General features: G+C 73.6%; 20 protein-coding genes. 11 read left to right on the forward strand and 9 right to left on the reverse strand.

The features are described 5' to 3' along the window. Positions 1–7 precede the first annotated feature (7 nt). The 6 genes from AC4MBH_RS06965 to AC4MBH_RS06990 form a co-directional block, all read right to left on the reverse strand. The gene (locus tag AC4MBH_RS06965; protein ID WP_491793777.1) at positions 8–1024 is read right to left on the reverse strand and encodes a CPBP family intramembrane glutamic endopeptidase; all 1017 of its coding nucleotides are present in this window, start codon (positions 1022–1024) and stop codon (positions 8–10) included. Further along, the gene (gene gltX / locus AC4MBH_RS06970) at positions 1021–2484 is read right to left on the reverse strand and encodes a glutamate--tRNA ligase (RefSeq protein WP_491793779.1); all 1464 of its coding nucleotides are present in this window, start codon (positions 2482–2484) and stop codon (positions 1021–1023) included. The genes AC4MBH_RS06965 and gltX overlap by 4 nt, the downstream gene beginning before the upstream one ends. Beyond that, the gene (locus AC4MBH_RS06975) at positions 2481–3290 is read right to left on the reverse strand and encodes a fumarylacetoacetate hydrolase family protein (RefSeq protein ID WP_491793781.1); all 810 of its coding nucleotides are present in this window, start codon (positions 3288–3290) and stop codon (positions 2481–2483) included. Before AC4MBH_RS06975 ends, gltX begins: the two co-directional genes overlap by 4 nt. Positions 3291–3329: 39 nt before the next feature. Further along, positions 3330–5339: an ice-binding family protein gene (locus AC4MBH_RS06980; RefSeq protein ID WP_491793782.1), complete on the reverse strand. Its 2010-nt coding sequence runs from the start codon at positions 5337–5339 to the stop codon at positions 3330–3332. A gap of 134 nt (positions 5340–5473) precedes the next feature. Continuing rightward, a complete protein-coding gene (locus AC4MBH_RS06985; protein ID WP_491793784.1) occupies positions 5474–5929 on the reverse strand; it encodes a class F sortase in 456 nt (151 codons plus the stop codon). Between the two features lie 263 nt (positions 5930–6192). Continuing rightward, complete coding sequence (locus tag AC4MBH_RS06990; protein WP_491793785.1) at positions 6193–7311, reverse strand: ice-binding family protein; 1119 nt, start codon at positions 7309–7311, stop codon at positions 6193–6195. Between the two features lie 204 nt (positions 7312–7515). Here AC4MBH_RS06990 and AC4MBH_RS06995 point away from each other — a divergent pair, with 204 nt between their 5' ends. Continuing rightward, a complete protein-coding gene (locus tag AC4MBH_RS06995; RefSeq protein WP_491793787.1) occupies positions 7516–8400 on the forward strand; it encodes a 3-methyladenine DNA glycosylase in 885 nt (294 codons plus the stop codon). A 37-nt stretch (positions 8401–8437) separates the two neighbouring features. Here the strand turns inward: AC4MBH_RS06995 and AC4MBH_RS07000 are convergent, their stop codons facing one another. Further along, on the reverse strand, positions 8438–9043 hold the full coding sequence (locus AC4MBH_RS07000) for a DUF6000 family protein (protein WP_491793789.1): 606 nt from the start codon (positions 9041–9043) through the stop codon (positions 8438–8440). Between the two features lie 48 nt (positions 9044–9091). Continuing rightward, positions 9092–9790, reverse strand: a complete 699-nt coding sequence (locus AC4MBH_RS07005; RefSeq protein ID WP_491793791.1) for a DUF4232 domain-containing protein — start codon at positions 9788–9790, stop codon at positions 9092–9094. A 66-nt stretch (positions 9791–9856) separates the two neighbouring features. Between AC4MBH_RS07005 and uvrA the strand changes: the two genes are divergently transcribed. The 10 genes from uvrA to gdhA all read left to right on the forward strand — a co-directional run bounded on the left by uvrA (position 9857) and on the right by gdhA (position 23092). Then, complete coding sequence (gene uvrA / locus AC4MBH_RS07010; RefSeq protein ID WP_491793793.1) at positions 9857–12298, forward strand: excinuclease ABC subunit UvrA; 2442 nt, start codon at positions 9857–9859, stop codon at positions 12296–12298. 72 nt (positions 12299–12370) lie between these two features. Further along, positions 12371–13843: a pyridoxal phosphate-dependent decarboxylase family protein gene (locus AC4MBH_RS07015; RefSeq protein WP_491793795.1), complete on the forward strand. Its 1473-nt coding sequence runs from the start codon at positions 12371–12373 to the stop codon at positions 13841–13843. Continuing rightward, the gene (locus AC4MBH_RS07020) at positions 13843–15192 is read left to right on the forward strand and encodes a lysine N(6)-hydroxylase/L-ornithine N(5)-oxygenase family protein (protein WP_491793797.1); all 1350 of its coding nucleotides are present in this window, start codon (positions 13843–13845) and stop codon (positions 15190–15192) included. The genes AC4MBH_RS07015 and AC4MBH_RS07020 overlap by 1 nt, the downstream gene beginning before the upstream one ends. Then, positions 15189–15731, forward strand: coding sequence for a GNAT family N-acetyltransferase (locus AC4MBH_RS07025; protein ID WP_491793799.1), 543 nt, complete (start codon positions 15189–15191; stop codon positions 15729–15731). Before AC4MBH_RS07020 ends, AC4MBH_RS07025 begins: the two co-directional genes overlap by 4 nt. After that, positions 15728–17500 carry an IucA/IucC family protein gene (locus tag AC4MBH_RS07030; protein ID WP_491793800.1) on the forward strand — a complete coding sequence of 591 codons (1773 nt, stop codon included), beginning with the start codon at positions 15728–15730 and terminating at the stop codon, positions 17498–17500. The genes AC4MBH_RS07025 and AC4MBH_RS07030 overlap by 4 nt, the downstream gene beginning before the upstream one ends. 65 nt (positions 17501–17565) lie before the next feature. Next, positions 17566–18645 (forward strand): biotin synthase BioB, encoded by a 1080-nt coding sequence (bioB, locus tag AC4MBH_RS07035; protein WP_491793802.1) that lies wholly within the window; start codon positions 17566–17568, stop codon positions 18643–18645. 21 nt (positions 18646–18666) lie between these two features. Next, a complete protein-coding gene (locus tag AC4MBH_RS07040) occupies positions 18667–19914 on the forward strand; it encodes an adenosylmethionine--8-amino-7-oxononanoate transaminase (protein ID WP_491793804.1) in 1248 nt (415 codons plus the stop codon). Then, complete coding sequence (locus tag AC4MBH_RS07045; protein WP_491793806.1) at positions 19914–21035, forward strand: 8-amino-7-oxononanoate synthase; 1122 nt, start codon at positions 19914–19916, stop codon at positions 21033–21035. The genes AC4MBH_RS07040 and AC4MBH_RS07045 overlap by 1 nt, the downstream gene beginning before the upstream one ends. Continuing rightward, positions 21032–21712: a dethiobiotin synthase gene (gene bioD / locus AC4MBH_RS07050; RefSeq protein ID WP_491793808.1), complete on the forward strand. Its 681-nt coding sequence runs from the start codon at positions 21032–21034 to the stop codon at positions 21710–21712. The genes AC4MBH_RS07045 and bioD overlap by 4 nt, the downstream gene beginning before the upstream one ends. Positions 21713–21745: 33 nt before the next feature. After that, positions 21746–23092 (forward strand): NADP-specific glutamate dehydrogenase, encoded by a 1347-nt coding sequence (gene gdhA, locus AC4MBH_RS07055; protein ID WP_491793810.1) that lies wholly within the window; start codon positions 21746–21748, stop codon positions 23090–23092. 111 nt (positions 23093–23203) lie between these two features. Here gdhA and AC4MBH_RS07060 read toward each other — a convergent pair whose 3' ends face one another. Then, positions 23204–23590 (reverse strand): VOC family protein, encoded by a 387-nt coding sequence (locus tag AC4MBH_RS07060; RefSeq protein ID WP_491793812.1) that lies wholly within the window; start codon positions 23588–23590, stop codon positions 23204–23206. Positions 23591–23594 lie beyond the last annotated feature (4 nt).

Below are 23594 nucleotides of genomic sequence, written 5' to 3' on the forward strand. Positions count from 1 at the left end.
CAGGACCTTACACGCGGGTCACGGGGCTCACCAACTCGGTTCGGGCGACGCGGGTGGCCACCCCCATGCGTCGGGCGGTCCAGACGGCCAGGGCCACGAAGACGACGCTCTTGACGACGCTGAGGAGCACGTCCCACCAGCTGCCGCCCTCGGGGTTCAGCGCGGTGGTCATGTCGCTGAAGGCCAGCGCGAAGCCGTAGGCGAGGAGGTTGTTGAGCACGTGGTAGGCGATGCCGGCCTCGAGCCCGCCGGTCGCGATCACCAGGATGCCGGCGGTGATGCCGAAGGCCAGCCGGTCGACGAAGATCGGGAAGCTCTGGCTGCCGTGGGCGAGGGCGAAGAGGACGGCCGGGCCCAGGACCGCGAGGTAGCGGGCGAGGCGGAGGTCGGAGACCATCCCGCCGAACGCCTGGGTCAGGTAGCCCCGGAAGACGTACTCCTCGGCGACGGCCTGGAGCGGCGTGAACAGCACGACCACCAGCAGGAAGTCGCGGGTGGTGTCGGTGAAGGAGTTGAGGTCACTGGAGATCGTCTCGCCCTCGGTGGCCGGCAGGAGCGAGCCCAGCACGACCGTCACGACGAGCGTGACGACCGAGACGCCGAACGACGCCGCCAGCCACCGCCAGCGGATCCGCGGCCCCACGGACGCGAGCCACCGCGGCCGGACGTCGTGGAACAGGTAGGCGATGCCCCAGGCGACCGGGATCGAGAGGATCAGCGTGAGGTTGAGGAACAGCAGCTTGATCGGTGTGACGGTCGTGAGGTCGGCCAGCTCGGTGAGCTCGGTCCCGACGTCGTCGACCGGGGTGCCGCTGAGCAGGAAGTACACCGCGAAGCCGACGACCGAGACGACGGCGTTGACGACGAGGAACATCACGATCATCGAGGTGACGCCGCCGGCGTACCAGCCCCAGCCCGGGCGGCGGGCGCGGTAGAGGCGGTGGTACTCCAGCTCGTCCTCGACGACCGGCTGGCGCGCCGGCGGGTGGTGGGGGTTGCCCCCGGACGCCGCCGGGTCGCTCACGACGCGCTCTGCAACCGGGCCAGGCTCCGCTCGCGGCCCAGCAGCTCCATCGACTCGAACAGCGGCGGCGAGATCCGGCGACCGGTGACGGCCACCCGCACCGGGCCGAAGGCGACCCGCGGCTTGAGGCCGCGCTCGTCGACGAGCGCCGTCTGCAGCGCCGTCTGGATGGCCTCGGTCGACCAGGTCGGCAGGTCCTTGACGGCGTCGTACGACGCCCGCACCGTCTCGCGGCCGGCGTCGTCGAGCAGCTTGGCGACGTCGGCCTCGTCGCGGGTGAAGGACTCCTCGTCGACGAACAGGAAGCCGAGCATGTCGACGGCCTCGGTGAGCTTGTTGATCCGCTCGGCGACCAGCGGCATCGCGAGCTCCAGCAGCTGCGCGTCGGCGTCGTTGACGGGGTCGGAGACGACGCCCGCGTTCTTGAGGAACGGCAGCGCCCGGTGGGTGATCTCGTCGGTCGACAGCATCCGCATGTGGGAGCCGTTGATCGCGTCGGCCTTCTTGAGGTCGAAGCGCGCCGGGTTGGGGTTGACGTCCTTGATGTCGAACGCCGCGACCATCTCGTCGAGGGTGAACACGTCACGGTCGGCGGCGATCGCCCAGCCGAGCAGGGCCAGGTAGTTGAGCAGCCCCTCCGGCAGGAAGCCCTGGTCGCGGTAGAGGAACAGGTGGGCCTGCGGGTCGCGCTTGGAGAGCTTCTTGTTGCCCTCCCCCATGATCAGCGGCAGGTGGCCGAACTCCGGCACGGCAGCCGAGAGCCCCAGCTCGACCAACGCCTGGTGCAGCGGGATCTGGCGCGGCGTGCTCGAGAGCAGGTCCTCGCCACGCAGCACGTGGGTGATCCCCATCAGCGCGTCGTCGACGGGGTTGACCAGCGTGTAGAGCGGGTCACCGTTGGCGCGGCAGAGCGCGAAGTCGGGCACGAACTCGGTCTCGAAGGTGATCTCGCCGCGCACCAGGTCGTGCCAGGTGATCGAGCCGTCGGGCATCCGGAACCGGACGATCGGCGCTCGGCCCTCGGCCTCGAAGGCGGTGCGCTGCTCGGCGGAGAGCTCGCGGCAGAACCCGTCGTAGCCCTGCAGCTTGGAGCCGCTCGCCTTGCGCCGGGCGTCGACCTCCTCGGTGGTGCAGAAGCAGTCGTAGGTGAACCGCGAGTCGCGCAGCCGCGCCAGGGCGTCGACGTACAGGTCGGTGCGCTGGGACTGGCGGTACGGCGCGTGCGGGCCACCGACCTCCGGGCCCTCGTCCCAGTCGAGACCGAGCCAGCGCATCGCGCCGAGCATCGCGTCGTAGGACTCCTCGGTGCTGCGCGCCTTGTCGGTGTCCTCGATGCGGAAGACGAAGGTGCCGCCGAGCTTGCGGGCGAAGACCCAGTTGTAGAGCGCCGCCCGGGCGAAGCCGACGTGGGGCGACCCGGTGGGCGAGGGGCAGAAGCGGACGCGTACCGGGGTGCTCATCGCTGGGCGATCCTGTTCGTGAGGGAGCCGAGACCGGCGATCGAGACCTCGACCTCGTCGCCGACCTGCATGGGACCGACACCCTCGGGGGTGCCGGTGAGGATGACGTCGCCCGGGAGCAGCGTCATCACGCTGGAGACGTGGGCGACCAGGGCCGGGACGTCGAAGATCATGTCGGCGGTGGAGCCGTCCTGGACGACGTCGCCGTTGAGGAACGTCTGCACCCGCACGCCGTCCTTGAAGTGCTGCGGGTCGAGGTCGGTCTCGATCCACGGGCCCAGCGGGCAGAAGGAGTCGAAGCCCTTGGCGCGGGTGAACTGGCCGTCCTTGCGCTGCAGGTCGCGGGCGGTGACGTCGTTGGCGATCGTGTAGCCGTGGATGACGTCGGTCGCCTGCTCGGGCGGCACGTCGCGGCAGATGCGGCCGATCACCACCGCCAGCTCGCCCTCGTAGTGGAGGTCCTGGGTCTGCGGCGGGTAGAACACCGGGTCGCCGGGACCCACCACGCTGGTGTTGGGCTTGAGGAACATCAGCGGCTCGGTGGGCACGTCGTTGCCCATCTCGGCGGCGTGGGCCGCGTAGTTGCGCCCGATGCCGACGACCTTGCTGCGCGGCAGCACCGGCGCGAGCAGGCGCACGTCGGCGAGCCGGTGCTCCTGGTCGAGCAGCTTGATGCCGACGTACAGGGGGTCGCCGGCGAGCGCCACGACCACGGCGTCCTCGTCGGGTTGCCCGAACTGGTCGACGTCGCCCGTGACGACGCCGTAGGACGGCTCGTCGCCGATGGTGAACCTCGCTATACGCACGCTGTCGACCCTAGCGAGCGGCCGTCCGGGACGCCGTGGTCAGGCTCGGGCGACCGCGCCGACGGTGTCCCGGACGCCGGTGGCACGTACCGAGGTGGCGTGCACCTGGAAGTGGCGCTGGTGGCCGGTGCGGGCGGCGGCGGTGCGGGTGACGGTCACGACCACCACGACCGACGAGCCGGGTGCCAGGTGGCCGGTGACGTAGCGGCCGGCGACGACGGCGGCGGTGACGTCACGTGTCCCGACGCGGTAGCCGACGGCGAAGCGCTTGTCCCGTGCCGAGCCACGGACCGTCAGGCGATCGGTGGCGTCGCCCCGGTTGGTCAACCGGACGTGGAAGACCTTGCGGCCGCGGTGGGGCACGGTCTGGGTCACCCGCTGGTCGGTCGGGTGGTAGCTGCCGGCGCCGACGAACGCGCCCCCGACCCTGCGGATCGCGGCGTCGGGACGGAACCGCGGCAACGGCTCGGGGACGACCACACCGCCGCCGTCACCCTCGCCGACGGTCAAGGTCTGGACGGCGACGCTGGTGTTCTGCGCCGCGTCGGTGATCGAGGCGACGACGGTGTAGGTCGCCGGCTCCAGCGTCGTGGCGCTCACGCTCCAGACCCCGCCGGTGCGCACGACGGCCTCGAGCTCCTGGCCGCCTACGGTGAGGTGGACGACGGAGCCGGCCTTCTCGCCGGTCGTCCCGTAGGTCCACGGCGAGGTGTCCGACGTCGCCGCCGTGGCGCCGCCGTCGATCGCGATCACCGGGAGGGTGACGTCGACGTCGAGCACCTGGTGGGCGACGCCGACGTTGCCGGCGAGGTCGCCGACCGTGGCGGTGACGAGGTGCCCGGACTCCGTGAGGGCTCCGGCCTCCACGGTCCAGGCGCCTTCAGCGTCGACGGTGGTGGCGAGCGCCTGGCCGGCGACGGTGACCGCGACGGCCGTGCCGGCGGGCTCGTCGGTCGTGCCGGCCAGGGTGGGGGTCGTGTCGTTGGTGGCGCGGGACGCCGCTCCGTCGACGTCGACGACCGGGGCGGTGGTGTCGACGGTGAGCACCTGGGTGGCGGTGCCGACGTTCTGCGAGGCGTCGGCGATGGTGGCGACGACGTCGTGCGGCCCCTCGGGGAGGGTGGAGGCGCTCGCGCTCCAGGTGCCGTCGGCGCGCACGGTGGTGGTCAGGGCCTGACCGGCCACGGCGACGGACACTGCTCGGCCGGCGGGCTCGTCGGTCGTCCCGGAGATGGGCGGCGTGCGGTCGTGGGTCGATCGTGCGGCGCCACCGTCGATGCCGACGACCGGTGCGACCAGGTCGTCCTTGGGCTCGGTGAGCGGGCTGTTGGTCAGGGCGACCGTGCCGGGCGTGAGGATGCGGCCCTTGAGCGACGCGCCGGCGCCGAGCGTGACCGCGCCGGCCGCCAGGAACGTGCCGACGAAGGTGGCGCCGGCACCGAGGGACACCGCCCCGACGACCTGCCAGAACACGTTGTTGGCCAGGGCGCCGTTCTTGAGCACCACCTTGGTCGACGCGGCGGAGCTGAAGGCGGCGCCGACCTGGAAGACGAACACCGCACTGGAGTCGCCGGCGGCGTCGAGCGTCATCGTGCCGGTGTTGGTGAAGGCGGCGGTGGTGGTGTGCACGCCGGGGCCGAACGTCTTGCCGATCTGGTCACCGGCGAACGTCGTGGTGCTCTCGCGGCTCACCGCGTCCTCGTACGCCGCGGTGCTGTCCTCCTGCGCGGCGGCGGCGACACCGTCCTTGTCGTGGACGGCTCCGGCCACCTCGCCCGGCGGGAAGCCCGCGATCACGCCGGCGGGGCTCAGCCCGAGGTCCTTGGCGAGCAGGGTGCCGTCGCCGGTGTTGGCGACGCCGGCGCCCCCGAGCACGGAGAAGTCCTCCGCGCTGCCGAGCTCGACCCAGGCGGTGGGCGTCGGTTCGGCCGCCGTGGCGGCCGGGGCCGGGACGAGGGAGCCCGCGACGAGCAGGCCGCACAGTCCGACCCCCACGCGGGCGATCGGGTTCTGGCGAAGGGGACGGCGGACGCGAGCAGTACTCGACATGGGGGGCCTTCGATCGAGGCACCGCCGAGCGTCAGCCGGAAGCCCGGCTGGTGGGGGGCGGCGGTTGCCTTCCCGATGACGGTAGCCCGGATCAGGGGCCGTGTTCACCGAACGGCGGTTCCGGCCGCCGCACGCTAGCCGGTGGGGTCGACCAGCCGCGCGAAGACGACGACGTTGTCGTCGTACTCGCCGGACGCGGGGTCCAGGCCGGCGCACGTGATCAGGCGCAGGCCCGCGAAGCCGATGTCGCCGTAGACGCGGCTGGTGGGGAAGGCGTCCTTGCGGTACTGCTCCGACGTGGTCACCCGGAACTCGGCCACGCTGCCGTCCTCGCGCACCACCGAGATGGCGTCACCGACGGCGAGCTCGTGCAGCCGCTCGAAGACACCCTGCTCCTCCTCCCAGCGCACGTGCCCGGCGATGATCGCCGGGCCGAGCTCACCGGGGGTGGGCGACCCGACGTACCACCCGGCGGGGAAGGCGCCCGGGGGCACCTCGAGGACGTCGTCGTCGGTGAGTCCGAGGTCCATCACGTCGACGTCGACGCCGATCGAGGGGACGAGCAACCGGCTCGGCGGGGACTCCGCCATCGGTGCCGCCTCGGCCACCGGACGGGGCCGGCGAGGCTGTGGGCGTGGCGTGTCGCTCGGCGCCGCCGTGACCGGCTCACGCGGGGTTGTCGTCGACGGCGTGCTCGACCGTGTGGCCGGCGCGGCGGCCGACCCGGTGTCGTCACCACCGAGCCGGGCGACGACCGGGGGGCCGGCGAGCGCCAGCACGGTCGCGGCGACCACGAGAGCGACGCCGGCTCGTGCCCAGGACGGGCCGCTGCGGTGTCGCCCCGCTGTCCGCGTCACCTGCGGTGGAGACGGACCGGCCGGGTCCGGTGCCGGGCGGTGAGGCCGACGAGCCCTGCTCCGAGGAGGAGGGCGAGGAGGATCGAGGTGGTCACCACGGAGTCAGCAGCGGTGTCGCCGGTCGCGCCGGTCGGTACGCCGCCGGCGGGCGGCTCGCTGATCTGACCGCCACCGCCACCGCCGCCATCGCCGGGACCGTCGCCGCCGTCACCGGGACCGTCGCCGCCGTCACCGGGGCCGTCGCCGCCGTCACCGGGGCCGTCGCCGCCGTCACCGGGACCGTCGCCGCCGTCACCGGGACCGTCGCCGCCGTCACCGGGGCCGTCACCGGGGCCGTCGCCGGGGCCACCCGGGCCCTCGCCCGGACCGTCGTCGCCGCCGTCGTCGGAGTCCCGGCACGTCGGGGAGGAGATGACGTTGGTGTCGAGCGTGACCGCGCCCTCGAGGGCGAAGGCGCGGCCCTGGAGGCGCGCGCCGGTCTGCAGGGTGATGCTCTGGTCGGCCATCACGGTGCCGACGAAGCGGGTGCCGGTACCGAGGGTGGCGGAGCTGCCGACCTGCCAGAACACCCGGCACGGGTCGGCGCCGCGGATCAGCTGGATCGAGCTGGTCGACCCGGTGATCAGGGTGGAGCCGGCCTGGAACACCCAGGTCGAGTCGGGGTCGTTCTGGCCGTCCAGGACGAGCGCGCCGTTGAGGGCCATCGCCGCGGGGCGGTTGTAGACACCACCCACGAGGGTCTCGCCGGCGAGCTCGTCGTCGGCGGCCGTGCGGGGCGACTGCCCGGCGGCGTTGTTGTACGCCGTGGTCAGGTCGAGCTTGGCGCGCCGGGCCACGTCGTCGCGGACGTGGACCTCGCCGCCGATCGTCATCGACGCGCGACCGGTGATCGCCGATCCCGGGTGCAGGCCGACACCGCGGTTGATGGTCGTCGGCCCGGTGTTGGTGATGGTCGACCCGGCGAGGACCGAGAAGTTCTGGGTCACGCCGAGCGGCACGAGCGTGACGGCGGCGTGCGCCGGCACGGTCAGTGGCGCGACCACGAGGGCTGCGGCGGCGGCGAGGACGCCGAGGCCGGTGGTGCGACGTCGAGGGGATGCGAAGGGGGGCAACATGTACGAGCTCCTCCGAGAGCTGAGGGGATCCGCAAAGTCGGCAGCCGAGGTCTCGGACACAGAGCGAGCAGTTGGGGGGGGTGGCCAGGTCATCACCTGACCCACCGCGCCGGAAGCACGGTGTCTTCCCCACCATGCGTTCCCGGTGCGTCCAGGTCAACCACCGATCGGCTATTTCCTGGCGGCGCCGACTACCGTGACCGGGTGCAGGGGCTGGAGCGGGCTGAGTGGGAGCGCCGCGCCGCCGCCCACCGCGCGCGGCTCGCGCCGGTGGTCGAGCCCCACCGGGAGCGCCGCGGGCGGGGCGCCACGCACCCGGTCCACGACTTCCTCTTCGACTACTACAGCCACCGCCCGGCCCAGCTCCTGCGCTGGCACCCGGGCTTCGGCGCGCGGCTGCTCGACGCACCCGAGTACGACGGCCTCAAGGGCTACGACGGCGGTGCGGTGACGGCGTCGTACGTCGCCTCGCAGCGGCCGCTGCTCACCGCGCTGCACCGGCTGCTCGCCGCCACCGCGGCGCGGCCGGCCCACGTCGGCTGCTTCGGCCTGCACGAGTGGGCGATGGTCTACCGCCTCGGCGAGGACGACGCCCGGCACGCCGACTGGCCCCTCCGGCTCGGGTCCGACGGCACCGACACCGTCGTGGAGTCGCACCGGATCGCCTGCTCCCACTTCGACGCCTACCGGTTCTTCACCCCGGCCGCCCGCCCGCTCAACGTCCTCTCCCCCGGCCGCGACGACCGGGCGGCCTTCGAGCAACCGGGTTGCCTGCACGCCGGGATGGACCTCTACAAGCACGCCTTCCGGCTCTCGCCGATGATCTGCTCCGACCTGGTCGCGGACGCGTTCGAGCTGGCCCGCGACATCCGGGTCCTCGACATGCGCGCCGCGCCGTACGACCTCACCGGCCTGGTCCTGGACCACACCGGCGAGGAGTGGACCCCGGTGCGGATCGAGACGCCCGAGGGCAAGCAGGAGTACGCCGCGGCGCAGCGCGGGTTCGCGGAGCGCGGCCAGGCGGTGCGACGCGCCCTCCTCGAGCGGTGCGAGCGCCTGGTGCGTGACGTGCTGGCCGTGCACGGCTGAGCGGGCAGCGGTCACCCCACCGAGGGGCGGATCCCGCTCACGGGTCGTACACCAGGGCGGTGAGCTGGTCGTCGACGGCGGCGACCACCGTCGTCAGCGAGTGGACCCCGCCGTTCCACGACTCCCAGGCGCCACCCGGCCGGCCGAGCCCGGCCGCGTGGTCGGTGCGGAGCCGGCGGTCGACGATGACCAGGGCCGCCATCGCCCACGCCGGGACGTCGCCGCCGTCCGCCCGCGGCAGCGAGTGCCGGAGGTAGGTCCTCAGGGCCTGGGCCGATGCCGGGGTCGCGACGTGGGCCAGGGCGATGCAGCAGCCCTGCCCGACGTACGGCAGCCCGCCGGCGGCGAGCAGCCGGCCCAGGCGCTCGTCATGACCGTCCCTCCGGGCGGCCCCGATGAGCCAGGCGGCCGTGAGCCGGCCCCGCCAGTCCGCGTCGAGCAGGACGCCCAGCTCGGCGTCGCTGATCGTCCCACCGTCCCTGCGGAGGCGCGCACCGAAGGTCCGGCGCTCGGCGGTCGGGAGGTGCATGAAGGCGCCGTGGCGGAGCAGCTCGGCTCGCTGACCGGGCAGCACGTAGCGGCGCACGAGCGCGGCCAGCCCGGACTCGTCCGGGGCCGGCTCGGTCCCGTCGCTGTCAGGCACGTCGACCAGGATGCCCGAGGACCCCGTCCTGGGGGCCGGGCAGGTCGGTCACCCGGCCGGCGCGAAGTGACCGATCCGCACGTCGGTACGGCGACCGAGGTCGAGGGCCGGGGCATCGGGTCCGTCACCCTCCAGCCGCGCGGGCACCTGCAGGGGCGTCTGGCCGGCCGCGAGCTGGACGGCGAGGACCGACGCCTTCTCCTCCCGGGCCCCGGCCAGCGCGCCGGTCCACTCGAGGGTCGCCACCGCCTCGGCTCCCGGGTCGAGCGTGACCGCAGGCGCCGGGCCGTCACTCCCGAGGGCCGGCTGCACGGCGAGCTCGAACCGGTGTCCCCACTCGCCTCGGGCGCCGAGTCCGGGGACGCCGGCGACCTGGCACGGTCGGCGCGAGGTGTTGCGGACGACGAGGCTGGTGTAGCGGTGGCCGGCGGCGGTGTCGAAGCCGGCGAGGCGGGCCTCGACGGCAGCGGCGTCGCAGCTGTCCGGGCCGCCGTCCGCCGTCGCCCGGGTGCGGAGCAGGGCGAGCAGCTCGTCGCCCGGCAGCGCCTCCTCGGCGGCGGGCGAGGGGGAGACACGGTCCTCGGCCACCGCTGCGCTCGGCGGCCCCGAGGAGCCCTCCTCCGGCTCGTCGACGCGATCGCCGCACCCGGCCAGCACCGTGACCGGCATCGTGACCAGCACGGCGGCAGCACACCAGGACCGGGCGGCGACCTGGCGGTCGCGCCCCACGCGTCTCCCGAGACTCACCGCCCGAGGCTAACCGCGCCCGACCGGGATGCGAGGAACCCCCGCCGGATCGGCTAGACACGCAGGGTGATCGAGCCCCCGGACGACTATGTGCGCGTCCGCGGCGCGAGCGAGCACAACCTCCGCCACGTCGACGTCGACCTCCCCCGCAACGCGATCGTCGCGTTCACCGGGGTCTCGGGCTCCGGCAAGTCCTCGCTGGCGTTCGGCACGCTGTACGCCGAGGCGCAGCGGCGCTACTTCGAGTCCGTGGCGCCGTACGCCCGGCGCCTGCTGCAGCAGGTCGGCGCCCCGCACGTCCAGGAGATCTCCGGGCTGCCGCCGGCGGTGGCGCTGCAGCAGCGCCGCGGTGCCGCGTCGTCGCGCTCGACGGTCGGCACCATCACCACGCTCTCCAACCTGCTGCGGATCCTCTACTCCCGCGCCGGGACCTACCCGGCCGGCGCCGCCCACCTGGCGGCCGAGGCGTTCTCGCCCAACACCCCGGCAGGCGCCTGCCCCACCTGTCACGGGCTCGGCGTGGTCCACGACGTCGACGAGGCGCTGATGGTCCCCGACGCCTCGCTGAGCATCCGCGACGGCGCCATCGCCGCCTGGCCCGGCGCATGGCAGGGCCACAACCTGCGCCGGGTCGTGAAGAACCTCGGCGTCGACGTCGACCTCCCGTGGCGCGACCTGCCGGTCGAGCAACGCCACTGGGTGCTCTTCACCGACGAGCAGCCGGCCGTGCTGATCCGGCCCCAGGACAAGGACGGCGGCGGGGGCCGCGACTACATGGGCACGTTCCGCAGCGCCCGCGGCCACGTGCGCCACGTCCTGAGCACCAGCAAGAGCCAGGCGATGCGCGAGAAGATGATGCGGTTCATGCGCTCGACCGCGTGCCCCGACTGCGGCGCGACCGGGCTGCGCCCGGAGGCGCTGGCCGTCACCGTGGCGGGGCTGTCCATCGCCGAGGCCAACGCGCTCCCCTTCACGGCGCTCGCCGACTGGCTGCGCCCGGCGGCCACCGGCGACGTCGACGACGTGGGCTCACGCATCAGCGGCGACCTGGTCGCCCGCGTCGACGTGCTCCTCGACCTCGGGCTGGGCTACCTGGCGCTGGGACGCAGCTCGACGACGCTCTCGCCGGGCGAGGCCCAGCGCCTGCGCATCGCGACCCAGCTGCGCTCGGGGCTCTTCGGTGTCGTCTACGTGCTCGACGAGCCGTCGGCCGGTCTCCACCCGGCCGACGCCGAACCCCTGCTGCGGGTCCTCGACCAGCTCAAGGCCGCCGGCAACACCCTGTTCATCGTCGAGCACGACATGGACGTCGTGCGCCGCGCCGACTGGATCGTCGACATCGGCCCGGCCGCGGGTGAGGGCGGCGGCCAGGTGCTCTACTCCGGCCCGATCGCCGGGCTGGAGCACGTGCCCGAGTCGATCACCAGCCGCTACCTGTTCGACCGTGTGCCGCCCGTGGAGCGGGAGCCGCGGCGGCTCGGGTCCTGGCTCCGGGTCAGCGGGGTCACCCGGCACAACCTGCGCGACCTCGCGGTCGAGGTGCCCCTCCACGCGCTGACCGCGGTCACGGGCGTCTCGGGGTCGGGCAAGTCCACCCTGGTCATCCAGGTCCTGGCCGAGGTCGTACGACGACACCTGGGCCAGGCGCCGCCCGCGCCCGCCGACGAGGAGGGCCCGGCCCCCGACGAGCCCGACGTCCGCGAGGTCGCCGGCATCGACGCGTTCGACCGGCTGGTGGTCGTCGACCAGCGGCCCATCGGCAGGACCCCGCGGTCCAACCTGGCCACCTACACCGGCCTCTTCGACGCCGTCCGCAAGTCGTTCGCCGCCACGCCCGAGGCGCGGCAGCGGGGCTACGGCGCCGGCCGGTTCTCCTTCAACATCGCCGAGGGACGGTGCGAGACCTGCGAGGGCGAGGGGTTCGTCGCGGTGGAGCTGCTGTTCCTGCCCGGCACCTACTCCCCCTGCCCGACGTGCCACGGCGCCCGCTACAACCCCGAGACACTCGAGGTGACCTACCGCGGTCACACGATCGCCGACGTGCTCGCGCTGTCGGTCGACGACGCCGCGGTCCTGCTGGCCGACGTCCCCACCGCGTCGCGCGGCCTGGAGACGTTGCGCGAGGTCGGCCTGGGCTACCTGCGCCTCGGCCAGCCGGCCACCGAGCTGAGCGGCGGCGAGGCCCAACGGATCAAGCTGGCCACCGAGCTGCAGCGGGCCCAGCGCGGGCACACGCTGTACCTCCTCGACGAGCCCACCGCCGGTCTGCACCCGTTCGACACCGCGCTGCTGCTCGGCCAGCTGCACCGCCTGGTCGACGCCGGCAACACGGTCGTCCTCGTCGAGCACGACCTCGACACCATCGCCAGCGCCGACTGGCTGGTCGACCTGGGGCCGAGCGGCGGCGACGCGGGTGGACGGGTCATCGCCGCCGGTACGCCGCGCGCCGTCGCGGCCGCCGGCGTCGGCGCCACGGCGACGTACCTGGCCCGCCGGCTCGACCGCTGAGCCGACCTGCCCGAGCACGGGGATCTCTACTAAGGTGAGCCTCACCTAACCTCCGTCTCGGAAGGATGTCCGGTGGTCGCTCCCCCGTCGCCCCACCCGCTCTCCCACCTGTTCCACCCGCACCACGCCGACGCCTACGTCGCCACGATGCGCCGCGGGGTCGACCACCTCGCCGACGCGCTCGGCCGCGTGCAGCGCCGGCCCTCCACGGGCCTGTCCGCCGAGCTGGCCGCCAAGCCGGTCGCCGACGTCGACCTCGACCGGCCCCTCCACGACGTCGACGCCGCGCTGGCAGAGATGAGCCGGCTCTACCTCGACGACGCCGTGTGGTTCCACGAGCCGTCGTACGCCGCCCACCTCAACTGCCCGGTCGTCATCCCGGCGCTGCTCGCCGAGGTCTTCGTCAGCGGCGTGAACTCCAGCCTCGACACCTTCGACCAGAGCGTCGGCGGCACCTACATCGAGCGCCACCTGGTCGACTGGACCACGGCCCGGATCGGCTTCGGGCCCCGCGCCGACGGGATCTTCACCAGCGGCGGCACGCAGTCCAACCTCCAGGCCCTGCTGCTCGCGCGCGACCACGCCGTCGCGTCGGGCGCACCGCTCACCTCGCTGCGCGTGATCGCCTCGGCCGACGGGCACTTCAGCGTGCAGAAGGCGGCGCGGATGCTCGGCCTGGGCGAGGTCGCGGTCGTCAGCGTGCCGGTCGACGAGCGGCGCCGGATGGACGTCGTGGCCCTGGGCGCCGCGCTCGCGGCCGCGGAGGCGCAGGACCACCACGTGATGGCCGTCGTCGCCACCGCCGGCACCACCGACTTCGGCGCCATCGACCCGCTCACCGACGTCGCCGCCCTGGCCCGCGCGCACGGCGCGTGGTTCCACGTCGACGCGGCGTACGGCGGGGGGCTGCTGGCCTCGACGACGCGGCGGCACTGGCTGGCCGGGATCGAGCTCGCCGACTCGGTGACCGTCGACTACCACAAGACCTGGTTCCAGCCCGTCAGCTCCAGCGCCCTGCTCGTCGCCGACGGCGCCCACCTCGGCCACGTCACCTGGCACGCCGACTACCTCAACCCGCCGCCCGAGGGCACGGCCGCGCACCAGAGCCACAACCAGGTGGACAAGAGCATCCAGACGACCCGCCGCTTCGACGCGCTCAAGCTCTGGATGACGCTGCGGATCATGGGCCCCGACCAGGTCGGCGCCTACGTCGACGCGGTGGTCGACCTGGCCGCCGAGGTGGGGGCGCGGCTGGCCGAGCGCGACGACGTCGAGCTCGCCGCCGCGCCCCAGCTGAGCACGGTCGTGTTCCGCTACCGCCCCGCCGGGCTGGACGTCGAGGAGTGCGACCGGCTCACCCCGCTCATCCGCTCGGCGCTCTACGCGCGCGGCGCGGCGATGGTCGCCGCCACCAAGGTCGGCGGCCACGCGTGGCTCAAGCTCACGCTGCTCAACCCGATGGCCACCGCCGCCGACATCCTCGGGATCGTCGACGAGGTGGTCGCCATCGGCGACGAGCTGCTGGCCCGCGAGGAGGTCGCCTGATGACCCACGACGTGATCGGCATCGGCGCCGGCCCGTTCAACCTCGGCCTCGCCTGCCTCGCCGACGCCGTCGACGACCTCGACTGCGTCTTCCTCGAGGCTCGCGACGAGCTGTCGTGGCACCCCGGCATGCTCCTCGACGACGCCACCCTGCAGGTCCCGTTCCTCGCCGACCTGGTCACCATGGCCGACCCCACGTCCCGGTGGTCGTTCCTCAACTACCTCAAGGAGACCGGCAACCTCTACCCGTTCTACATCCGCGAGTCCTTCTACCCGCTGCGTCGCGAGTACGACGACTACTGCCGCTGGGCGGCCGAGCGCCTCGGCACCGTGCGGTTCGGCCAGGCGGTGACGTCGGTGGAGCACGACGGCACGGCGTACGTCGTGCGCACGGCGCGCGGCGACGAGCTGCGCGGACGGCGGGTGGTGCTGGGCGTGGGCACGCAGCCGCGGGTGCCGGAGGCGTTGCGGGACGTGGTCACGGGCGACGACGGCAGCACGGCGACCGACGCTGGTCGAGGAGGTTGCGCTAGCAACCGTCTCGAGACCACCGTCTGCCACAGCGCCGACTACCTGACCCACCGCAGCGACCTGCAGCAGCGCCGGTCGATCACCGTGGTGGGCAGCGGGCAGAGCGCCGCGGAGGTCTACCACGACCTCCTGGCCGCGAGCCCCGACCACGACTACACGCTGACCTGGCTCACCCGGAGCCCGCGGTTCTTCCCGATGGAGTACACCAAGCTGACGTTGGAGATGACGTCGCCGGAGTACACCGCCTACTTCCAGGGCCTGCCCGCCGGCGTGCGCCGTGATCTCCTTCGTGAACAGCGCTCTCTCTACAAGGGCATCAGCAGTGACCTGGTCGACGCGATCTTCGACCTGCACTACCGCCTGCGGGTCTCGGGGCACGGGCCGCGCACCACCCTGGTCACCGGCACGGAGGTCGTCGGGTCCCGCGTCGTCGACGACGGCATCCGGCTCGACCTGCACCACGCCGAGACCGACGAGGCGTTCGGGCTCACCACCGACGGGCTGGTGCTCGCGACCGGCTACGCCGCGCAGGTGCCGGCGTTCCTCGACGGCATCCGCGACCGCCTGGTGCTCGACGAGGCCGGCCGGTACGTCGCCTCGCCGACGTACGCCGTCGACCGCACCGGTCACGAGGTGTTCGTGCAGAACGCCGAGGAGCACACGCACGGCTTCGTCGCCCCCGACCTCGGCATGGGCGCCTACCGCAACAGCGTCATCCTCGCGGCGCTGACCGGCCGCGAGGTCTACCCGGTCGAGAAGCGGATCGCGGTGCAGACCTTTGGGGTGCCCGACCACCTGCGCGAGACGAGCCGGCGATGATCGTCCTTGAGCCGCTCGACGTCGACGAGCACGCCGACCGCCTGCACTCCTGGGTGACCCACCCGCGCTCGGTGTTCTGGGAGATGCCGGACGCGACCCCGGCCGACGTCGTCCGCGAGTACCGCCGCGTCGCCGAGCACCCCCACCACGACGCGTGGCTCGGCCGGGTCGACGGCGAGCCGGCGTTCCTGGCCGAGACCTACGACCCGCGGCTGGCACCCGAGGTCGGCCTCGCCGACCTGCCCGAGGTGGGCGTCGGCGACCTCGGGATGCACGTGCTGGTCGCGCCGCCCGCGCCGGGCAGCACCCCGCAGCCCGGCTACACCCGGCGGGTCTTCGCCGCCGTGCTGGAGCACTGCTTCGCCGACCCCGGCGTGCGCCGGGTGGTCGTGGAGCCCGACGTGCGCAACGAGCGCATCGCCCGGCTCAACGCCGAGGCCGGCTTCGTCGTCGAGCGGGTCGTGCACCTGCCCGGTCCACCGCCCAAGGTCGCCGCACTCTCGTTCTGCACCCGCACCGCCTGGAGGCGCCCGTCATGATCGACACCCCCCACCTCAACCCCACGTCCCTGGCCGCGGTGCAGCGGCACCTGGTGACCAAGGCGATCGGCGAGCTCGCCCACGAGCGCCTGCTCGCCCCCGAGCCGGCGGACGACGCCGGCTGGGTGCTCCGCTCCCCCGACGGCCGGGCGGCGTACACGTTCGCGGCTGAGCGGCTGCCGCTCGACCACTGGGCGATCGACCCCGCCACGGTGTCGCGCACGGTCGACGGCGAGCCCGCCGAGCTCGACGTGCAGGCGTTCGTGGTCGAGACGGCCCCGCTGCTCGGCATCCCCGACACGCTCCTCGCCGTCTACCTCGAGGAGCTCGCGGCCACGATCCAGTCGTCGGCCTGGAAGTGGTCCGCCGACCGCGCCACGTCCGACGACCTGGTGGGTGCCGGCTACCAGGAGGTCGAGGCGGCGATGACCGAGGGCCACCCGTCGTTCGTGGCCAACAACGGCCGGATCGGCTACGGCCTCGACGACTACCTCGCCTACGCGCCCGAGACCGGCGCGCGGGTGCGGCTCGTCTGGCTCGCCGTGCGGCGCTCGCTGAGCCGGCTGTCGCTGGGCGCCGGCCTCACCGAGGACGCGCTGTACGCCGCCGAGCTCGACCCCGATGTGCGCGCCGGGTTCGACCAGCGGCTGCGCAGCCTCGACCTCGACCCCGCTGACTACCGGCTGATGCCGCTGCACCCGTGGCAGTGGACCGACAAGGTCGCGATCACGTTCGCGCCCGACGTGGCCCGCCGCGACCTCGTCCCGCTGGGCGAGGGCCGCGACGACTACCAGGCCCAGCAGTCGATCCGCACGTTCTTCAACCTCGACCGGCCCGAGCGCCACTACGTCAAGACCGCGCTGGCCATCCAGAACATGGGGTTCCTGCGCGGGCTCTCACCGGCGTACATGGGTCCGACCCCGGCCATCAACGACCACGTCGCCGACGTCGTCGAGGGAGACCCGACGCTGCGCGGGTGCGGGTTGGAGGTGCTGCGCGAGCGGGCCGCGATCGGCTACACCGGTGACGTCTACCACGCCGTCGCCGAGGCGGGCGGCGTCCGCTCACCGCAGCAGAAGATGCTGGCCGCGCTGTGGCGCGAGAGCCCCGTGCCCCGGCTCGGCACGGGCGAGTCCCTCGCCACCATGGCCTCGCTGCTGCACCGCGACGCCGCGGGCCGGTCCTACGCCGTCGCGCTGGTCGAGGCCTCGGGGTTCGACGCCCGGGCCTGGCTGGCGTCGTACCTCGACGCCTACGTGCGGCCGGTCGTGCACTGCCTGCTCGCCCACGACCTCGCGTTCATGCCGCACGGGGAGAACCTGGTGCTGGTGCTGCGCGACCACGTGCCGGTGCGGGCGTTCGTCAAGGACATCGGCGAGGAGGTCGCGGTGATGGGCGACCAGCCGCTGCCGCCCGACGTCGAGCGGGTGCGGATCAAGGTCACCGACGACGTCAAGGCCCTCGCGCTGCACACCGACGTCCTCGACGGCGTGCTGCGCCACCTCGCCGCGATCCTGCACGTCGACGGGGTGCTGCCGGTCGAGGAGTTCTGGGCCGAGGTCGGCGCCTGCGTACGCCGGCACGCCGAGGACCACCCGCACCTCGCCGGGGCGGCGGCGGCGTACGACCTGTTCCGCGCCGAGTTCGACCACTCCTGCCTCAACCGGCTGCAGCTGCGCAACACGCTGCAGATGGTCGACCTCGCCGACCAGGCCGAGTCGCTGATGTACGCCGGGACGCTGCAGAACCCGATCGCGCCGTACCGGTGACGGGCGACGTCCCAGCGCTGGGACCGCTCCCCGCGGCGTCCCCTCCGGTCGGCATACTGGCGACCATGACCGCGCGGACCTCCTTCGACCAGCTGGCCAGCCAGATCCTCGACGGGAAGCCGGCCACCGAGGACGACGCCCTCGCCGTGCTGCGCGCCCACGACGACGAGCTGCTCGACGTCGTCGCGGCGGCCGGGCGGCTGCGGCGGCACTACTTCGCCAACACCGTCAAGGTCAACTACCTGGTCAACCTCAAGTCGGGCCTGTGCCCCGAGAACTGCAACTACTGCTCCCAGTCGCTCGGCTCGCAGGCCGACATCCTGAAGTACAAGTGGCTCCAGACCGACGAGGCGCTCGCGCAGGCCACCGCCGGCCTCCAGGGCGGCGCCACCCGGGTGTGCATGGTCTCCAGCGGCCGCGGGCCCACCAACAAGGACGTCGAGCGCGTCGCCGACATGGTCGGGGCGATCAAGTCCGAGCACCCCGAGGTCGAGGTGTGCGCGTGCCTGGGCCTCCTCAAGGACGGCCAGGCCGAGCGGCTGCGCGACGCCGGGGTCGACGCCTACAACCACAACATCAACACCGCCGAGTCCCACCACGACAACATCGTCCAGACCCACACCTACGCCGACCGCGTCGACACCGTCGGCAAGGCCAAGGCGGCCGGGCTCTCGGCGTGCAGCGGCCTGATCGCGGGGCTGGGCGAGTCCGACGAGCAGCTGGTGGAGGCGCTGTTCGCGCTGCGCGACCTCGGGTCCGACTCCATCCCGGTCAACTTCCTGATGCCGTTCGACGGCACCCCGTACGAGAACACCTGGGAGCTCGAGCCGGCCCGCTGCCTGCGGATCCTCGCGATGGCGCGCTTCGTGTGCCCCGACCGCGAGGTGCGCATCGCCGCCGGCCGCGAGATGCACCTGCGCTCGATGCAGGGCCTGGCCCTGCACGTCGCCAACTCCATCTTCCTCGGCGACTACCTGACCTCCGAGGGCCAGGCCGCGGAGGCCGACCTCGAGCTGATCCGCGACCACGGGTTCGTGGTGCTCGGCGCGGCGCCCGCGCCCGCCGACGTCCCGACCGGTGACGTGACCCGTGACCCGGCCAAGCGTCGTCGCGGCGCCGGCACGACGGTCGCACCGAACGCGTGACGGTGGGCAGGTCCGACCACCATGTCTGACCACCTGCTCGCCTTCGACCGCGAGCACGTGTGGCACCCCTACACCTCGATGACCGACCCCACGCCGGTCCGGATGGTGACCGGCGCCCACGGCACCCGGCTGCGCCTCGACGACGGCACCGAGCTCGTCGACGGGATGTCGTCGTGGTGGGCCGCGATCCACGGCTACGGCCAGCCCGCGCTCGACGCGGCGCTGCGCTCGGTCGACCTCGCGCACGTGATGTTCGGCGGACTCACCAACGCGCCCGCCGTCCGGCTCGCCGAACGGCTCGTCTCGCTGGCCCCCGGCGGGCTGGAGCGGGTCTTCCTGGCCGACTCCGGGTCGGTGTCGGTGGAGGTCGCGCTCAAGATGGCGCTGCAGTGGCAGCGCGGACGCGGGCGACCCGAGCGCACGCGGATGCTCACCGTGCGCGGCGGCTACCACGGCGACACGTTCGGCTGCATGAGCGTGTGCGACCCCGACGGCGGCATGCACGCGATGTGGGCCGGCGTGCTGCCGGAGCAGCTGTTCGCGCCGCGACCACCGGCCCCGGGCGGTGACGTCGAGGGGTGGGCGGCCGCGTTCCGCGCCCTCGCGGCCGAGCACCGCGACGAGGTGGCGGCCGTGATCGTCGAGCCGGTGCTCCAGGGGGCCGGGGGCATGTGGGTCTACGACGCCGCGTGCCTGCGGGTGATGCGCGAGGTGTGCGACGAGCACGGGTTCCTGCTGGTGCTCGACGAGATCGCCACCGGCTTCGGCCGCACCGGCGAGCTGTGGGCCGCCGACCACGCCGGCGTGGTGCCTGACGTGATGTGCGTCGGCAAGGCGCTCGCCGGCGGCTACGTCACCCTCGCCGCGACGCTGTGCACCGACGAGGTCGCCCGCGGCATCTCGGCGTCGGACTCCGGTGTGCTGATGCACGGACCGACCTTCATGGGCAACGCGCTCGCCTGCACCGTGGCGCTGGCCTCGCTCGACCTGCTCGACGCCCACGACTGGCGCACCCAGGTCGCGCGCATCCGCGCGCGGCTCGACGCGGGCCTGGCCGGGCTGCCCGGCGTCCGCGTGATCGGGGCGGTGGGCGTCGTCCAGCTCGACCACCCCGTCGACGTGGTCAGGGCCACCGCCGCGGCGGCCACCGAGGGCGTGTGGCTGCGGCCGTTCCGCGACCTCGTCTACACGATGCCGCCGTACGTCGCGACCGACGACGACGTTGACCGGATCTGCCGCGCCGTGGCCCGGGCCGCCGAGGTCGCCTGATGACCTGGGAGACCTGGCTCGCCGAGCAGGCGTCGACGCGAGCGGCGTCGTCGCTGCAGCGGACCCTGCGCCCCCGCGGCGCCGACGACCCGACCGTCGACCTCGCCGGCAACGACTACCTCGGGCTCGCGCGCGACCCCCGGGTGGTGGCGGGCGCGGTCGCGGCCGCCGAGCGCTGGGGCGGCGGCGCCGGTGCCTCGCGCCTGGTCACCGGCACCCTCGAGCTGCACGCCGACCTCGAGCGCGAGCTCGCCGACTACCTCGGCCAGCCGGCCGCCCTGGTCTTCTCCACCGGCTACCACGCCAACCTCGGCGTCGTCTCCGCGCTGGCCGACCGCGACACCCTGGTCGTCTCCGACGCCCACGTGCACGCCTCGCTGATCGACGCCGTCCGCCTCTCCCGGGCCGCGGTCGAGGTGGTGCCGCACGACGACGTCGACGCCGTACGCCGCGCGCTCGCCGCCGCCTGCGGCCGGCGGGCGATGGTGCTCGTCGAGTCGGTCTACTCGGTGCTCGGTGACGCCGCGTCGCTCGTCGCCCTGGCGTCGGTGTGCGCCGAGCACGACGCGTTGCTGGTGGTAGACGAGGCGCACGGCGTGGGGGTGCACGGCCCCGGCCTGGTCGCGGGCGCCGGCCTCGCCGGGCTCCCCCACGTGCTCGTCACCGCCACCCTGTCCAAGTCGCTCGGGTCGCAGGGCGGGGCGGTGCTCGGCCCGCGGGCCGTCGTCGACCACCTGGTCAACCGGGCGCGCCCGTTCGTCTTCGACACCGGTCTCGCGCCCGCCTCGGCCGGCGCGGCGCTGGCCGCGCTGCGGGTGCTGCGGTCCTCCCCCGGACTGCCGGCCCTGGTGCAGCAGCGCATCCGCGACCTCGCGGCATCCCTCGGAGTCGAGCCGTCGGTGGGAGCGGTGCTCTCGGTCCCGATGCCGTCGCCGTCGGTGGCGCTCGCCGCGCAGGCGGCTGCGCTGGCCCAGGGCGTCCGGGTCGGCTGCTTCCGGCCGCCGTCGGTGCCCGACGGCGTGTCCCGCCTGCGGATCACCGTCAACGCCGGCCTCGCCGACGCCGACTGGGCGCGCGCGGTCGACGTGCTCGTGGCCGTCGTCAAGGAGCACACCGCATGACCCGGGTCGTGGTCGTCACCGGCACCTCGACCGAGGTGGGCAAGACCATCGTCACGGCGGCGCTGGCCGCCACCGCCGAGGGCCGGGTGCTCGTCGTCAAGCCCGTCCAGACCGGTGTGACGTCCGGCGAGCCCGGCGATGCCGACGTCGTGGCGCGCCTGGCCGGCGTCGACGTGGTCACCCTCGCGAGCCTCGACGAGCCGCTCGCCCCCGACACGGCCGCCCGGCGCGCCGGGGTGGCGCTGCCGCCCGTCGCCGACCACGCGGCCCGCGTGCGCGGGCTCGCGGCGTCGTACGACGTGGTGGTCGTCGAGGGCGCGGGCGGGCTGCTGGTGCGCCTCGACACCGACGGCGGCACGGTGCTCGACCTGGCCGCCGACCTGGCGACCACCCATCCCGTCGCGGTCGTGGTCGTGTGCGCCGCCGGTCTCGGCACGCTCAACCACGCCGAGCTGACCGTGGGTGCCCTGCGCTCCCGCGGGCTGGACCCGGCGGGGCTGGTGATCGGGTCGTGGCCCGCCGAGCCGGGGCTGGCCGAGCGCTGCAACGCCGACGACCTGCCCCGGGTGACCGGTGCGCCGCTGCTCGGGCGGGTACCGGCCGGTGCCGGGTCGCTCGACCCCGCCGCCTTCACCGCCGCGGCGGCTGGTTGGCTGGCCCTTCCCCCGTCCCGCTGAGGTCGGGTCGACCGACCACGACAGGAGACCGGCGTGCCCACGCTCGACGAGAAGCTGGTGGACGACTACGACGAGGTGCTGCGCCGCAACCCCGCCGAGACCGAGTTCCACCAGGCCGTGCACGAGGTGCTCGACAGCCTGGGCCCGGTGGTGGCCAAGCACCCGCAGTACCGCGACGCGGCCGTCATCCGCCGCCTGTGCGAGCCGGAGCGGCAGATCATCTTCCGGGTGCCGTGGGTCGACGACCAGGGGCAGGTGCAGCTCAACCGCGGCTTCCGCGTGGAGTTCAACTCCGCGCTCGGGCCCTACAAGGGCGGGCTGCGGTTCCACCCGAGCGTCAACCTCGGCATCGTGAAGTTCCTCGGGTTCGAGCAGATCTTCAAGAACGCGCTCACCGGCATGCCCATCGGCGGCGGCAAGGGCGGGTCGGACTTCGACCCCAAGGGCCGCTCCGACGGCGAGGTGATGCGCTTCTGCCAGGCGTTCATGACCGAGCTCTACCGCCACATCGGGGAGTACACCGACGTGCCGGCGGGCGACATCGGCGTCGGCGGCCGCGAGATCGGCTACCTGTTCGGTCAGTACAAGAAGATCACCAACCGCTACGAGTCCGGCGTGCTCACCGGCAAGGGCCTGTCCTGGGGCGGGTCGCGGGTGCGCACCGAGGCCACCGGCTTCGGCACCGTGTTCTTCGTCGACGAGATCCTCAAGGCGCGCCAGGACTCCTTCGACGGCAAGTCGGTCGTGGTGTCCGGCTCGGGCAACGTCGCGATCTACGCCATCGCCAAGGCCCAGCAGCTCGGGGCCACCGTCGTGGCGTGCTCCGACTCCGGCGGCTACGTCGTCGACGAGCGCGGCATCGACCTCGAGACGGTGCGCCGGATCAAGGAGGTCGAGCGCGGCCGCATCGCGGCGTACGTCGACCACCACCCGCACGCGCGCCACGTCGAGGACGGCTCGGTCTGGGACGTCCCGTGCGACATCGCCCTGCCGTGCGCCACCCAGAACGAGCTCACCGGCCGCGACGCCACCACCCTGGCCCGCCACGGCTGCACCGTCGTCGCCGAGGGCGCCAACATGCCGTGCACACCCGAGGCCGTCAAGGTGCTGGGCGAGGCCGGCGTCGTCTTCGCCCCCGGCAAGGCCGCCAACGCCGGCGGGGTCGCCACCAGCGCCCTGGAGATGCAGCAGAACGCCTCGCGCGACTCGTGGTCCTTCGCGCACACCGAGCAGCGGCTCGAGGAGATCATGCGCGGCATCCACGAGCGGTGCCTCGCGACCGCCGACGAGTACGGCAGCCCCGGCAACTACGTCGCCGGAGCCAACATCGCCGGCTTCGTGCACGTCGCCGACGCGATGCTCGCCCAGGGCGTCATCTGAGCCAGCGTCGGCAGACGCAGAAGGGCGACCAGATGTCGGCGGGCCTCCCCCTCCCGCGCCTGGGCACCGCCGCCGGGACGGACATTCGGTCGTCCGTCTGCGGCGCGACGACTACGCCGCCGGGGAGTTGAGGAACCAGCGGTGCCCGAACGGGTCGATGAACACCGCGACCCGGCCCGCCGGCTGGCTGTCCTCCGGCCCTCGGGTCATCGGGGTGCCGGCCTCCTCGACCCGGGCCGCGAGCGCGTCGACGTCGGTGACGGCCAGGTGGAGGGTCACGCTCGAGCCCCGGTCGGCGGCGGGCGCCGCCACACCGGCCTCGGGGAACTCCTCCGAGAGCATCCACCCCGCCCCGTCGACCGCGAGCTCGCAGTGGCCGATGCTCCCGTCGTCCATGACGATCGGGTCGAGGGTCACCACAGCACCGAGGGTGGCGACGTACCACTCGATGGCGGCGCGCCCGTCGTGGACGCAGAGGTAGGGCGTCAGCTGGGTCATGGGG

This window comes from Nocardioides sp. WJ219 (assembly GCF_058559815.1).